Genomic DNA, 13,326 nt, shown 5'->3' on the forward strand with positions numbered 1-13,326 from the left:
GACCACCGCAGCCTTCGACGCGGCCTATGCGCCGTTTGTCGAACAGCACAATGGCTTGGTGGTGTTTGCGGCAGGCAACGACTCGCAAGCCAATCCGAGCACTATCGCCGCGTTGCCATCCGTCACGACGGATAGCGCGCTTCAGCAGGGCTGGCTGGTAGCCGTTGCGCTCAACAGCAACAGCCCCACGCAGCTCGATAGCTATTCGAACAAATGCGGCATTGCCATGAACTATTGCCTGGCGGCACCGGGCGATGTCGTGGTGCTGGATAAGGACACACTCGCCTCTACCACCAACCCCACTTATTACCTGGTGGAAGGCACGTCGTTTGCCGCCCCGCAGGTATCGGGCGCGGCTGCGCTCGTGTGGCAGGCGTATCCGTATTTCTCGAACTACCTGGTCGCGCAAACACTGTTGGGCACCGCGACCCCGCTGGGCGGTTCGCAACCGAATCCGACGTTTGGCTACGGTGTGCTCAATGTGGGCGCGGCGGTGAATGGTCCAGAGCAATTCAACTGGGGCACGGTCGAGGTCGGTTTTACCGGTACGTCGAGCTGGAACAATCCAATCTCCGGCACGGGTGGCCTCACGCTTGACGGCCCAGGCACGCTCAATCTCACGCAGCCATCGACTTATACGGGACTGACCACGGTAACGGGCGGCACACTCAACGCGGTATCGCTGGGCTCCGGCGGCGCAGTGATTGGCGCAAACGGAATACTGGCGGTACAAGGCAATGCGACGACGCCTGCGTCGATCGGCGGAAGCGTCACCAACAACGGTGGCGGGATGGCCGTCGGCAACACCAATCTGGCGCTCAACGGCAATTACACGCAGACCGGGGGCAAGTTCGACGTATCGCTAGGTTCCGTGCTGCAGGTATCGGGCAAGGCCACGATCAACGGAACGAATCCGGCCGTCTACGTCTATAGCACCGATACAAGCTTTACCTACACAAAAGGTACAACCCAGGTCACTCCAATTCTGACGGCGGCGCAGGGGTTGACTGGCACGTTTACGGGCGGTGTATCCGGAGCATCGTCGCTGGCGTTGCAGGCGTCGCTTTCCTATGACCCCAACGACGTCTATTTGAATATCCAGGCCGTCAGTTTGGTGCAGTTTCAAGCCATGTCGAATTCGGTGGGAACCTTTGCAGCAGCAGAACGCGTGCAGAACGCTTTCAATTCCATCAATAGCCTGGTGCAGGGATCCACGACGCCTTCGGCGCAACCGTTGCCAAGCAGCTTCGTGAATGAAGCGGGTCAGATTCAGCACATCTCCAGCGTTCCCGAAATGCAACAGTCGCTGGATAGCCTGTCCGGCCAGATGTACGCAGCAAGCGCTGCGATGACGTTTGAAGCGATCGATGCCGATACGCGCGCTTTGTCCGATCGCTTCGATGCCCTGCTGGATGCACCTCAACAGTTCGACATGAACAAGTTCCACGCCTGGTCGCAGAACATCGGCTATCAGGGAAACATGTCGCGCACGGGCTTCGACAGCATGGGCGTTGACCTCAACGGAATGATGGTCGGCGGCGATCGCGGTTTTGGCAACGGCGGCGTGATGGGTTACGCGCTCAGTCAAAGCCAGGGTTTGGGCAGCCTCGCGCAGGAAGCGGACCAAGGTTTCAGCCACTCGATGGAAGGCATGCTCTACGGCGGCTTCATCCAGAACAACTGGTACGTCATGGGACGCGTCGGTGCGGGTACCGATTGGCAGGATACGCGCCGCGAACTGCAACTGGGCGGCGAATTTGCCGGTGTATCCAGTTTCAGCAACGGCCGCTACGACGTGGCGTACAGCGAAAGCGGGTATCGATTCAACGCAGGCAACTGGAAGTTCACGCCGTACGTCAATGCCGAGTACGCGTATGTCGAACGCGATGGTTTCAACGAGCTTGGCGGCGGTGGTTTCGGTCTTTCATCCAGTCAGCAAAACATCGAGCGCTGGCAAGCCGGTGTGGGCATGCGTGGTTCACGCCAGTGGAATTTGTCTAACGGTAGCAGCCTCACTCTGCAGACGCGGTTGCTGTGGGAAGACGCACTTTCCATGCGTGGCGTGTTGCCGAACGCGAGCTTCGAAGCGCTGCAACAGTGGTCGCCGGTGGAAGGTATCGGTCTTTCGCGCTATGGCGGCATCGCCGGACTTTCTCTCGACTGGCGTTTCTCCAAGCGTTCAAACCTCTCACTTGGCGTCGACGAATACGATGCACAGCACGAGCACTCCACGATGAGCACGCTGAACTACAGCCTGAATTTCTAAGCACTCAGGCAAGAAAGAAAAAGCCCGCCATTTGGCGGGCTTTTTTATTTGCGAAGAAATGCGTTATCACGCTTTGCCGTGGAATAATTCGCGGCCGATCAGCATGCGACGAATTTCATTGGTGCCGGCGCCGATTTCATACAACTTGGCATCGCGCAGCAGGCGTCCTGCCGGAAATTCGTTGATATAGCCGTTCCCACCCAAGGTTTGAATCGCCTCCAGCGCCACCTTCACTGCGTTCTCCGACGCATTGAGCAGGCACGCGGCCGGATCGATGCGCGATTTCACGCCCGCGTCGAATCCGCGCGCCACCATGTAGGCAAAACCGCGGGAACTTTGCAGCGCCGTATACATATCGGCGATCTTTGCCTGCATCACGCCGAACGTGCCAATTGGCGCATTGAACTGCTTGCGCTCACGCACGTAGGGGAGCGCCAGATCCAGCGATGCCTGCATGAGACCGATCGGGCCGCCTGAAAGCACCAGGCGCTCCGTATCCAGGCCGCTCATCAGCACGCGCACGCCTTCGTTCACTTCGCCCACAATGTTTTCAGCAGGAATTTCGCAATCCTCGAAAACCAGTTCACAGGTGTTGGAGCCACGCATGCCAAGTTTGTCGAGTTTCTGCGCGGTGCTGAAACCCTTCATGCCTTTTTCGATGATGAATGCCGTCATGCAACGACTGCCGGCGACGCGCGGTGCGGTGCGCATGTAAACCAGCAGCACATCTGCGTCGGGGCCGTTGGTGATCCACATCTTCGAGCCGTTGGCGACCCATATGTCGCCGCGTTGCTCGGCTTTGCATGTCATCGAGCCTACAACGTCGGAGCCGGCGCCCGGTTCGCTCATGGCGAGTGCACCTACGTATTCGCCCGAGCACAGCTTTGGAATGTATTTGCGGCGCTGGGCTTCGTTGCCGTTGTGGAAAATATTCTGGACGCACAGATTGGAGTGCGCGCCGTACGATAGACCGACCGAGCCGGACGCGCGCGAGATCTCTTCCATCGCCACCATGTGCGCGAGGAAACCCATGCCGCTGCCGCCGTATTCTTCCGGGATGGTGATGCCCAGCAGGCCCATGTCACCCATCTTGCGCCACAGATCGTGCGGGAATTGATTCTCGCGATCGATGTGATCGGCACGCGGCGCGATCTCCTTTTCCGCAAACGCATGCACGCTCTCGCGCAGCAGATCGATCTCTTCACCGAGTGGAAACGGGCGCATTGCAAACTCCTGGGGAGGGGATTCAAGCCCGTCGATTGTAGCGCAGGGCCGCTTTCAGACGCTGACACGTCGCGTCATGCCCCTGCCGCCCTTGGCGGCGGGGCGGCGATGCCTTGCCCCGCCGCCAGCCCATTCCGGGGAATGGGCTGGAAGGCATTACTGCACTTTGGCCACGTCGCCTTTCATGATCACGCCAGACATCAGAAAGCCCACATGGCATTCGTAATTCTGGCCATCGCGGTATTCGTTGCCGTAGTTGCTGACAATGTTCACGACAGCGTTGGCACCGGCTCGCTTGGCTTCATCCTGCAAGCCGATCAATGCCGACTGCAGCGCCCAATCGCACGTTGGCTGGTCTTTCTTGCCGAAGGCATTCGTCTTGCGGTTGATCTCGACATCCCGCAGCACGACGGTGACTTGACCGTTCGGCTGATTGCCGGCGAGATAGAACTTTACCGTGCCATCGAGCTTGCCGCTTTGCGTCGCCGCCGCGATGGCGTTCGCAAACGGGTAGTGTTCGATTTTGTCTCCGGCAAGCGCGAGGCCGGGAGCAACGGATAGCAGCAACATCAGGCTCAGCGTTTTCGCTTTCATGCAGATCGATCTCCTCAGATGTGTTTGGTCAAACGCACTCAACACAAACCGCCATTGACTGCCAGCACCTGGCGTGTGATGTAACCGGCTTCCGGACTCAACAGAAATTGCACAGCGGCGGCCACTTCGTCAGCGGTGCCTGCACGCTGCATGGGAATCACTTTCAAGATTTCTTCCAGCGGCACGTCTTCATTGATCATGTCGGTATCGATCAGACCCGGTGCGACGCAATTGACGGTGATCTTACGCTTGGCCAATTCCACCGCAAGCGCTTTCGCGGCACCCATCACGCCGGCCTTGGAGGCGCTGTAATTCACCTGGCCGCGATTGCCGATCAAGCCTGAAACTGAGGTGATGCACACGATGCGTCCCGCGCTTCGGCGTCGGATCATCGGCATTACCAGCGGATGAAGCACGTTGTAGAAACCATCGAGGTTGGTGCGCAGCACCTGATCCCAATCCTCGTCGCTCAACGCGGGAAAAGCGCCGTCGCGCGTGAGGCCTGCATTGCAGACTACGCCGTAATAGGCGCCGTTGGCTTCAACGTCCGCTTCAAGTGCAGCGACACATGCAGCGCGATCGGAAATGTCGAATTGAAGAATGCGTGCCTGGCGACCCAATTGCTCAATCGACGCGCGTACCTGTTCGGCTTCATCGCGACGACTACGGCAATGCAGAACCAGATCGTAGCCGGCCTGCGCCAGCCGCATGGCAATCGCCCGGCCAATGCCGCGGCTGGAACCGGTGACGAGAACCGTCTCAGACATGCGTTGCCTCTCCAGCGATCTGTTCGAAAAACGCGTCGGCATCGCGCGGACGGTAAACCGTCAGGCGCGCTTCGGCATGGATGCCAGGTGCATCGATGCGACAGGTGAAAACCCCCATGCCGTGTTCGTCGTGAAAAGAGCGCTCGGCTTCCACGAGCAAACGGCTACCGGTCGGAAACGCTTCCACGTTGCAAGCATACTGACGCGTGCCGAGCAGAAAGCCCAGCTGCACGGGTTCGTGTACTTCGCGTGCATGACAGCCCGCCCACGCGGCAATGCTCTGCGCCATCAGCTCCACGCCGACCCAGGCGGGAAGACTGCCATCGGCATCGACAAACAACCCATCCGGTTGCACGGTCTTTACGCACACAATCCGTTCGCCTTCGACGTGCTCGATGCTGTCGAGCAGAATCATGTCGCCCGCGTGGGGCACCACGTCGACGAGTGGCCAGGTCGTCATGCCGGATCTCCAAAGATGAGGCATGCGTTATTGCCGCCGAATGCGAACGAGTTGCTCATCAGGAAGCGGCGCCCCTCCACCGGCAGGTGATCGCCGATGTGTGTGAAATTCAACATCGGCAACGCGGGATCGGCTTCGCCGTCCCACACATGCGGCGGCAGACGCCGTTCGGCGTGGCCGTCCGTCAAGCTCAACCAGCAGAACGCGGCTTCCAGTGCACCGGCGGCAGCGAGCGTGTGGCCGGTCAGCGATTTCGTGGAAGAGCAGGGCACGCTATGGGCAAACGTCGATGCGACGGCGAGGCTTTCCATGCTGTCGTTGTGCTCGGTGGCAGTGCCGTGCAGGTTGATGTAATCGATCTGCGCGGCGTCGAGTTTCGCATTGCGCAGCGCATCCAGCATCGCCTTTCTCGCGCCGGTTCCCTGCGGATCGGGTGACGACATGTGATAAGCATCGGAACTCGCGCCACCACCAAGCAATTGCACCGCGGCTTGCTCGCGCGTCATCAAAAAGACGACGGCCGCTTCGCCGATATTGATGCCGCGGCGATGTATGGAAAAAGGATCGCAACGCTGCAAATCCACCGCTTCCAGCGCATGAAAACCGTTGATGGCCAGACGGCACAGCGTATCCACGCCACCGCACACCACAGCATCGCAAAGGCCAAGACGCAGCAAGCGCTGTGCACTCAGCAATGCACGCGCACCGGATGTGCACGCCGTAGAAATGCTGTAGCAGGGGCCGGCGAGTTGCAGCCATTCGGCGAGAAATTCGGCGGGAGCACCGAGTTCCTGATGGGCATAACGATAATCGGCAGGCCACTGACCATCGCGGCGATAGGCACCGATGCCTTGCGTCGCTTCTTCAATGCCGGTTGTACTTGTGCCAAGTACGACGCCGATACGGCCATGACCATAACGCGAGATGGCTGCGCGGATATCCGATTCGATTTCCTGCGCGGCCGCGAGCAACAGCTGATTGTTTCGATTGGTGCGGCGATCTGCGAGTTCAGCAGGGATAGGTGGCAACGATATGCGTACGCCGCCCAAGGGTGGTGTGTGAGTGGGAACCCATCCAGCCTGCGCCCGAATGCCCGTGTCATTGCCCGCGAACAACGCTTCGGCCACCGCGGACTTTCCCGCGCCGAGATTGCAGATCACGCCCAGAGCGTTGAGATAGGTGTTCATATGGAGAGCGTCGATGGCAAAGCTCCCGCCAGGGCGTTTTGAGCTTGCGTGATATAGAAATTCCCCTCACCGTCATTCCGGCGCAGGCCGGAATCCAGTGACTGTATCGCTGCATTGATGCCGTATCGCTGGGTTGCTCGCCTAGCCCGCAGCCGAGCCCGCTGGCAATCGTCGCATTCACCACTGACGACACTGGATGATTCGCTTCGCTCACCCCTTCGGGGCCGTCCTTCGGGCGTTCTGCGCGCTTCGCGCTTGTCCGGCCTGCGCTGGAATGACGGTGAGGTGAGGATGCGTATAAGGAAATAGGGAGGCATCATGTCGTCGGCTTCCTCACCGCTGCATTCACCAGCGTTTCCTCACGCTGACCGGGTGGCGGCGGTGAACGCAAACCCCATCTTTCCATCAACCCGAAATCTTTCGAACGACTCCACCACAGATACGGGAAGGACACATTTTCAGGGCCGAACACAAAACCCTGCCGACGCAACATCTCCAGATATTCATCGGCAGTCTTCTGCACGTCCATCGGATGCCGGAAAAACCAGCGAATTACCCAAGTATCGATATAGGCCTTGGTGGATTCGGCAAAAAGCAGCAAGCCGCCGGGTTTGAGCACGCGCCAGAATTCGGCCAGTGCGCGATCCTGTTCCACCAGATGGTGAAAGGTCTGATGGCAGAACACGATATCCACGCTCGCGTCGGGCAGCGGAATTTGCGCGCAGTCGGCAGTGAACAGTTCGACGTTGACACCTTCTCGCGCCGCCTCGGCGCGTGAGAGATCGATGCTGTGCGGGTCGGCATCTAGCCCAAGGGTGCGTATCGGCTGAAACGCATCGCGCAACAGGCGGAACGATTTGCCCTGACCACACCCGACATCCAGCAAGCTGCCGCCTTGCGGCAGCGGTTCGCCGATCAAACGCTTCAGATCGTTAATCGCCACGCGCAACACATGATGTTGCCATGTGTGACTGCGCAGGAAGTGGAACCCGAGACGGGTTTCCTCGACATAAGTAGGGCTTGCGTAATTCATGTCGCAACCGGGGAAGAAGGTTTATGCGAAACATCGCGCAGTCGACGTTCGACTGCATCCGTAAATACCGTTGGCGACACCAACTGCATCTCGCCGCTATCGAGCTTCACCGCAACCTGCGACGTGCTTGCGCGCGTGAGGCGCTGGCCGGTGGCAGCATCCTGAATCAGGTAATGAATCAACAGACGGTTCTGCCATTCGACGAGATCGGCACGCGCTGTCAAACGCTGTCCGAAGCGCGCAGCCTGCACATAACGCAATTGCACATCGATCACCGGCCACGCATAACCGGACTCTTTCATCTGCGTGTAGTTGTGGCCGATATCGTCCAGCAGTGCGCAGCGCGCGACTTCCAGATACTTCACGTAATGGCCATGCCACACCACGTCCATGGAGTCGACGTCGTAGAACGGCACCAGAATGTCCACCGCGGTATGCAGTACACCACTACGGCGCATCGTTGGCTCCCGGTTCGGCTGATTGCCAGTACGCATAGAAATTGAACCACTGGCGTGGTGCCATCAAGCACTGCTGCGCCAAGTGGTCGGCATAGCCTTGCACCCATGTCTGGATTGTCGCGTCTCGCTTGCCACGTTCCCACTGCGCGTTATCAAGGAACGGATCGAGAATAATGCGGTAACGACCATCCACTTTCAGACAGCACAGCAGGTTCACCGGACAGCGCAGCAGGCCGGCCATCAGCCACGGTCCTTGCGGAAAAGCGGCCGGATGCCCAAGGAAATTCACCACGATACGGCGGCCATCGTGCAGCGGTACGCGGTCTCCCGCAATCGCCAGCCATTCGCCGCGATCGATGCGTTGCGACAGATCCATCATCATCGCGGTATCCAGTTCGCTGACCTGGATCAAGCGCATACTTTTATCGCCCGCTTCGCCGAGCAGACGATTGAACTGCGCAACATGCCGGTTATGCACCAGCACGTTGAGCGGCACCTGCTCACCCAGTTCGGCCATCGCGCGACATACATCCGGATTCCCCAGATGCGTGACCACCAGAATCTCCCCGCGACCCCCTAAATGACTGCGTATCAGACGACTGCGCACGCCCGAAGGATCCACCAGCTGCACCTGTTCGAAACGCAAGTATCCGCGCCACACATCCAAGCGATCGAGCAGATTGTCCGCAAAGGCGATGAATTGGTGATACACGCTGCCAAGCGACGGGCTTAGCGATGCACGTCCGCTCCAGTCGGCCAGATACGTCTGGTATTGCCGGATATTTCGGCGCGCGGTTCGCGCAGACACAAAGAAGTACAGCACGATCAGGTAAAGCACCGGCGTGAGGATGCGGCGCCCCAGCACGCGCACACCGAACGCCGTCAGTCTCATCAGCAAAAGGCTGCCACGCTCTTTATGCGTTGACCAATGACGTTCATGCACGACGTGCTCGTTCATGTTTCGGCGCTCCATGCCAACCGACCCGAGGAATAAGCCTTATCGCCATCGCGATAAGCGAAATGCAATTTGTGTCGTGCGACGTCGTGACGAAGCGTGAGATCGGCGCGATCGCCCGGGCGCATCAGTTGCTGGAACTTCAGCGCTTCCATGGCGTGGCAACGCAATGGGGTCCCCATCCGCGTTGAAGCAAGCGACAGCGCCCAGGAAATCTGCACGGCACCTGGCAAAACCGGTGCTTGCGGAAAGTGGCCGGGGAAATAAACGAGATCGATCGGCACGCGCAGCGACAACGTCCATACACCGTCCTCTTCGCGTTCTTGCGTTGGCTCAACATCTCGTGGAAGAGGGGATTGCAACAGCGCGTCCATCTGCGCCGCCGAAATCAGTCTTGGCATATCGTCGAACAGACGAAATGTCAGCGGCTCTCCCTGATATCCGGCGGTCTGCAGGTGTGTCTGCAACGCATTCACCACACCTTGCCGCCCATGACGGCACAGCGCATCGACGCCGCTGCGGTTGAAGGCGATCAGCGCACCGGGCGTAGAAGCGCTGGCATAGCCGCACTGCGCATCGTCCACCCATGCGTGGGTGCGCAAATACCTGGCGATGTTCGGCAAATCCATCATCACGCCATGGCCCTCAAACGCTTGCGCAGCAGCCATTCGCCAGCGAACAGCGTGCCCATGATGAAGTACACCAGCAGGCCGTTGTAAAGCGTCCACCAGGCAAGTGGCGCCCACAATGTCAGCACGGCCGATACGACGCCGTTAAAGACGAAAAAAACCACCCACACCCAAGTGACCTTGCGGGTGTAGGGAATGGCGGCATCCGGAAGATCGGGCTCGCGCACACGTGCGATGCGCTCGATCAGGGGCGGTCCGTAAACGAGGCTAAGACCGAACGCACACAGCAACAATGCACTGATCAACGTGGGATACCAGCGTTCCAGCGCATCGTTGCCGCTGAAGGCGAGCAACGCGCAATACATCAGCGCCGCGCCGAGCATGAGTTTTCCGCCGGGTTGTTTCAGCAATGCGGGTGCGCGAATCAGCCAGATCGCACCCAGCACCAGCGCGAACATCGGCGGCGGCACGCGATTCATGCCGAAATACACCACGAAGGGGTAGAGCACCCCTACCAGCGGCAACAGGATGGATGTCAGTTTTTGCATGCGTCCTGCTGTGCCTGCACGAAGGCAGCGAGACTGGCGACGTTGGTGAAGTGCTGGCGCGCGTCTTTCGAATCGGATGCGATGCGAATGTCGTAGCGTTTCTGCAACGCCAGCGCCAATTCCAGCGCATCCACCGAATCGAGACCGAGGCCTTCGCCAAACAGCGGCTGATCGGGCGGAATGTCGTTGACCGTGACATCCTCCAGATTGAGCGTGTCGATAATCAGTTGGGCGATTTCCTGCTGCAAGGCATTCACGATGACGAAAGCTCCTTGAGGAAAAGACAGTGAAGGTGTTCGTTGAGTCGGCGTGATGCAATCGGCAACGATGCACCCGATGTGAAGGATTCCGGCGCAATATCCTGACCCACGCGTAGCGTGACCTGTATGCGCCGTTCCGGAATGCGATACCACGGTTCGGCTTTCGTGAGCGTGGTCGGCTCGACCGTGATGAAGACGGGCGTGACGATGCGCGCGCCGCGCAATGCGATGGCGGCAGCGCCACGATGAAACACCGGCGGCTTGTTGGGTTTGGTACGCGTGCCTTCGGGGAACACAATCAGCGCTTCACCCGCGCGTAACGCATCAGCTGCGTGTTCCAGCATATCGGGACTGCCGTTGTTGCTGATGTACTGCGCGCGGATCACCGGGCCGCGTGTGAACGGATTGCGCCACATGCTTTCTTTCACCACGCAATTGGTGTCGCGAATGTGTGCGATGAGAAACACCACATCGATCAGCGACGGATGATTGGCAATGATCATCTGACCGGGGCGGCCAAGACGTTCGGTGCCCACAAAGTCGTACTTCAATACGCCACTGCGATACATGAACTGCACATGCAGCCAGAACGCCTTGCTGATGGCATTGCGCGCACGCCGCCGCCGCGTTACGGCGTCGCCGGGAAGCAGGCCGAGTAACGGCAGCACGATCACGCGCAAGACGAGACCGCCCAATCCGAACAGCACAAAGCTCGCGCCGGTGGCGAGGAGCCGCCAGACGTAATTGCCGGCGCTCGAGCGCCTTACGTGACTCGCTGCCAGGTCCATCGACGCGTCTTCCATGTATGAGTCAGTGTGTTGCTTTGGCCATGCAGAGCGCGCACCAGATCAAGCGCGTGCGGCCATTCGCTTGCTGTAGAACCTTCGCCAGCGGGCTCCAGCCGCAGTTGCCAGTGTTGCCCGGTCTGCGTGCCATCGTCCGCCTGGACTTTCCCCACTTTCAGAGCCAGAGCATACGAAAACGGCACATCGTCGATCCAGCTGTCATAGGCGGCCGGAGGGCGTTCCTCGGCAATCACGACTAGCACGGCGGGCGCGCCGTCCCCAAGCAGCGTAGCCGCTTCCACCATAGCGTGCTCAAACGTATCAGCCTCGCCTGCGATAGCGACGGATTCCCCGTGTTGCCCGCGCAGAATCGACCACTGGCCTGCGATGGCGTTATGCACGGAAAGGCCGAACTGCGTGGGCGAGAGCGGCTGCTCGTCCGCCACGTCGCTGAGCAGGGCAAACGTGCGTGGCGTTTCGCCATGGCGCGAGGCGAACACGAATGGGAGCTGTTCGTTCTCGCCGCACAGTGGCCATGCGACGTGCATCGTCATGCGCGCGAGTCGGCTGAGCCGGCGGCGTTGCATGGCCGGCAGAAATTCGCATGCAGGTTGTTCGTTGTTGTCAGGCAGACGAACTGGCTGGCGTGCCCACGCCTCCCACGCTTCAGGGGTGTCAAGGGTGGGTGCCCAAGCTTGATATTGGTCAATGCGAAAGTGCATCAAATCCCCTCTCGCCCCCACATCGCTCCACCGTCATTCCGGCCTGCGCCGGAATGACGACGAGGTGTATTGAGTGCGGTTGTGCACATTAACCCAGCGCCTTGAAGATGAGCGAGGTATTGATCCCACCAAACGCAAAGTTGTTATTCATCACATGCTCCGTCCGCATCGTGCGTCCTGCACCCATGATGTAATCCAGCTCGGCACAGGCCGGATCGGGCTCATTGAGATTGATCGTCGGCGCAAACCAACCATTGCGCATCATCTCGATCGCCCACCACGATTCCAGTGCACCGCATGCACCCAGCGTGTGACCGACATAGCTCTTCATCGAACTGATGGGAATGCGTCCGCCCAGCACGTTGGCGGTAGCGTGGCTTTCGGCGATATCGCCGCGATCGGTGGCCGTGCCGTGCGCGCTGACGTACCCGATCGCTTCCGGCGAAAGTTGCGCATCCTGCAAGGCCATCTGCATCGCGGTCGCCATCGTCTCGCTGGTCGGCTGCGTGATGTGATTGCCATCGGAGTTGCAGCCGAAGCCGATCACCTCGGCGTAGATGCGTGCACCGCGCGCGCGGGCATGTTCGTATTCTTCCAGCACCAGCGTGGCCGCGCCTTCGCCGACGACCAGTCCGTCACGCGTGCGATCGAACGGACGCGGCGTCAAATTCGCTTCATCGTTGCGCGTGCTGGTGGCAAACAAGGTGTCGAACACGGCAACGCCGGGCCCGGAAAGCTCTTCTGCGCCACCGCACAACATCAGCTTCTGCTTGCCGGCCTGGATCGTTTCGAAACCGTAACCGATCGCCTGACTGCCCGAGGTGCATGCACTCGACGTCGGCAGGATGCGTCCCTTCAACCCGAAGAACATACCGACATTCACCGCCGTCGTGTGCGCCATCATCTGCACATAACTCGTTGCCGTCACACCCTGCATCGAACCGGTTTCCAGCATGCGACCCATCACACGCACAGGCTCGATGCTGCCGCCGGACGAGCCATAGGCGACACCCATGCGACCGTCGCTGATGCTGGGATCGTCACGCAGACCGGCATCGCGCAGCGCGCGTTCGCTTGCCGCAACGGCTAGCTGTGCGACGCGACCCATCGAACGCAAATGCTTGCGCGGCCAATCAGGCAACTGGAAATCATCGACGGGACAACCAAGTCGGCTGTTGAGCGAATCGAAGAAATCCCACTCCGGCATCCTACGCACGGCGTTGCGACCTTCGCGCAGGCGCGCGTCGATCTGCGACCAGTCATGTCCCAGGGGTGTAATGCCACCCATACCGGTGATAACGACGCGTTTCATCGGCGATAGCTCCATGCCAGGTACATCATGTTCATGAGAATGTTTTCCGTTGCGTCACACTGGCCGGAACCAGCAGCGCGGTAAAGCCAATACCCAACAGCAAAGTAAGACCGAAGTTGCGCAGCG

At 59.6% G+C, this 13,326-nt stretch carries 15 protein-coding genes; 1 reads left to right on the forward strand and 14 read right to left on the reverse strand.

Features of this window, described 5'->3' with window-relative positions; all coding sequences use genetic code 11:
* A partial coding sequence (locus VK725_RS13690; protein ID WP_325318614.1) for an autotransporter domain-containing protein occupies positions 1–2,266 on the forward strand: 2,266 nt, incomplete at its 5' end.
* Positions 2,267–2,332: 66 nt separating this feature from the next.
* Here the strand turns inward: VK725_RS13690 and VK725_RS13695 are convergent.
* From VK725_RS13695 to VK725_RS13760, 14 genes are all read right to left on the reverse strand, one after another.
* Entirely contained in the window at positions 2,333–3,490 is a 1,158-nt protein-coding gene (locus tag VK725_RS13695; protein WP_325318615.1) for an isovaleryl-CoA dehydrogenase, read from the reverse strand.
* Between the two features lie 156 nt (positions 3,491–3,646).
* On the reverse strand, positions 3,647–4,084 hold the full coding sequence (locus VK725_RS13700; RefSeq protein WP_325318616.1) for an excinuclease: 438 nt from the start codon (positions 4,082–4,084) through the stop codon (positions 3,647–3,649).
* A 38-nt stretch (positions 4,085–4,122) separates the two neighbouring features.
* Positions 4,123–4,851 (reverse strand): 3-oxoacyl-ACP reductase FabG, encoded by a 729-nt coding sequence (gene fabG / locus VK725_RS13705; RefSeq protein WP_325318617.1) that lies wholly within the window; start codon positions 4,849–4,851, stop codon positions 4,123–4,125.
* On the reverse strand, positions 4,844–5,311 hold the full coding sequence (locus VK725_RS13710) for a hotdog family protein (RefSeq protein WP_325318618.1): 468 nt from the start codon (positions 5,309–5,311) through the stop codon (positions 4,844–4,846). The genes fabG and VK725_RS13710 overlap by 8 nt, the downstream gene beginning before the upstream one ends.
* Positions 5,308–6,498, reverse strand: coding sequence for a beta-ketoacyl-[acyl-carrier-protein] synthase family protein (locus VK725_RS13715; RefSeq protein ID WP_325318619.1), 1,191 nt, complete (start codon positions 6,496–6,498; stop codon positions 5,308–5,310). The genes VK725_RS13710 and VK725_RS13715 overlap by 4 nt, the downstream gene beginning before the upstream one ends.
* A 316-nt stretch (positions 6,499–6,814) precedes the next feature.
* On the reverse strand, positions 6,815–7,531 hold the full coding sequence (locus VK725_RS13720; protein ID WP_325318620.1) for a class I SAM-dependent methyltransferase: 717 nt from the start codon (positions 7,529–7,531) through the stop codon (positions 6,815–6,817).
* Positions 7,528–7,989, reverse strand: coding sequence for an acyl-CoA thioesterase (locus tag VK725_RS13725; protein ID WP_325318621.1), 462 nt, complete (start codon positions 7,987–7,989; stop codon positions 7,528–7,530). Before VK725_RS13725 ends, VK725_RS13720 begins: the two co-directional genes overlap by 4 nt.
* Positions 7,979–8,947 carry a glycosyl transferase gene (locus VK725_RS13730; protein WP_325318622.1) on the reverse strand — a complete coding sequence of 323 codons (969 nt, stop codon included), beginning with the start codon at positions 8,945–8,947 and terminating at the stop codon, positions 7,979–7,981. The genes VK725_RS13725 and VK725_RS13730 overlap by 11 nt, the downstream gene beginning before the upstream one ends.
* Positions 8,944–9,612, reverse strand: a complete 669-nt coding sequence (locus VK725_RS13735) for a hypothetical protein (RefSeq protein ID WP_325318623.1) — start codon at positions 9,610–9,612, stop codon at positions 8,944–8,946. The genes VK725_RS13730 and VK725_RS13735 overlap by 4 nt, the downstream gene beginning before the upstream one ends.
* Positions 9,576–10,121 (reverse strand): hypothetical protein, encoded by a 546-nt coding sequence (locus tag VK725_RS13740; protein WP_325318624.1) that lies wholly within the window; start codon positions 10,119–10,121, stop codon positions 9,576–9,578. The genes VK725_RS13735 and VK725_RS13740 overlap by 37 nt, the downstream gene beginning before the upstream one ends.
* Positions 10,109–10,378: a phosphopantetheine-binding protein gene (locus VK725_RS13745; RefSeq protein WP_325318625.1), complete on the reverse strand. Its 270-nt coding sequence runs from the start codon at positions 10,376–10,378 to the stop codon at positions 10,109–10,111. Before VK725_RS13745 ends, VK725_RS13740 begins: the two co-directional genes overlap by 13 nt.
* Entirely contained in the window at positions 10,375–11,184 is an 810-nt protein-coding gene (locus VK725_RS13750) for a lysophospholipid acyltransferase family protein (protein ID WP_325318626.1), read from the reverse strand. Before VK725_RS13750 ends, VK725_RS13745 begins: the two co-directional genes overlap by 4 nt.
* A complete protein-coding gene (locus VK725_RS13755; RefSeq protein ID WP_325318627.1) occupies positions 11,145–11,888 on the reverse strand; it encodes a beta-ketoacyl synthase chain length factor in 744 nt (247 codons plus the stop codon). Before VK725_RS13755 ends, VK725_RS13750 begins: the two co-directional genes overlap by 40 nt.
* Before the next feature lie 88 nt (positions 11,889–11,976).
* Positions 11,977–13,200: a beta-ketoacyl-ACP synthase gene (locus VK725_RS13760; RefSeq protein ID WP_325318628.1), complete on the reverse strand. Its 1,224-nt coding sequence runs from the start codon at positions 13,198–13,200 to the stop codon at positions 11,977–11,979.
* Positions 13,201–13,326 lie beyond the last annotated feature (126 nt).

Source organism: Dyella sp. (assembly GCF_035486915.1).
In the GTDB taxonomy this organism is placed as follows: Bacteria; Pseudomonadota; Gammaproteobacteria; order Xanthomonadales; family Rhodanobacteraceae; genus Dyella_B.

Excerpts from the sequence above, each read along its gene's own strand:
- VK725_RS13695 (WP_325318615.1), bottom strand. The coding sequence starts at position 3,490 with ATGCGCCCGTTTCCACTCGGTGAAGAGATCGATCTGCTGCGCGAGAGC.
- VK725_RS13700 (WP_325318616.1), bottom strand. The coding sequence starts at position 4,084 with ATGAAAGCGAAAACGCTGAGCCTGATGTTGCTGCTATCCGTTGCTCCC.
- fabG (WP_325318617.1), bottom strand. The coding sequence starts at position 4,851 with ATGTCTGAGACGGTTCTCGTCACCGGTTCCAGCCGCGGCATTGGCCGG.
- VK725_RS13710 (WP_325318618.1), bottom strand. The coding sequence starts at position 5,311 with ATGACGACCTGGCCACTCGTCGACGTGGTGCCCCACGCGGGCGACATG.
- VK725_RS13715 (WP_325318619.1), bottom strand. The coding sequence starts at position 6,498 with ATGAACACCTATCTCAACGCTCTGGGCGTGATCTGCAATCTCGGCGCG.
- VK725_RS13720 (WP_325318620.1), bottom strand. The coding sequence starts at position 7,531 with ATGAATTACGCAAGCCCTACTTATGTCGAGGAAACCCGTCTCGGGTTC.
- VK725_RS13725 (WP_325318621.1), bottom strand. The coding sequence starts at position 7,989 with ATGCGCCGTAGTGGTGTACTGCATACCGCGGTGGACATTCTGGTGCCG.
- VK725_RS13730 (WP_325318622.1), bottom strand. The coding sequence starts at position 8,947 with ATGAACGAGCACGTCGTGCATGAACGTCATTGGTCAACGCATAAAGAG.
- VK725_RS13735 (WP_325318623.1), bottom strand. The coding sequence starts at position 9,612 with ATGGCTGCTGCGCAAGCGTTTGAGGGCCATGGCGTGATGATGGATTTG.
- VK725_RS13740 (WP_325318624.1), bottom strand. The coding sequence starts at position 10,121 with ATGCAAAAACTGACATCCATCCTGTTGCCGCTGGTAGGGGTGCTCTAC.
- VK725_RS13750 (WP_325318626.1), bottom strand. The coding sequence starts at position 11,184 with ATGGAAGACGCGTCGATGGACCTGGCAGCGAGTCACGTAAGGCGCTCG.
- VK725_RS13755 (WP_325318627.1), bottom strand. The coding sequence starts at position 11,888 with ATGCACTTTCGCATTGACCAATATCAAGCTTGGGCACCCACCCTTGAC.
- VK725_RS13760 (WP_325318628.1), bottom strand. The coding sequence starts at position 13,200 with ATGAAACGCGTCGTTATCACCGGTATGGGTGGCATTACACCCCTGGGA.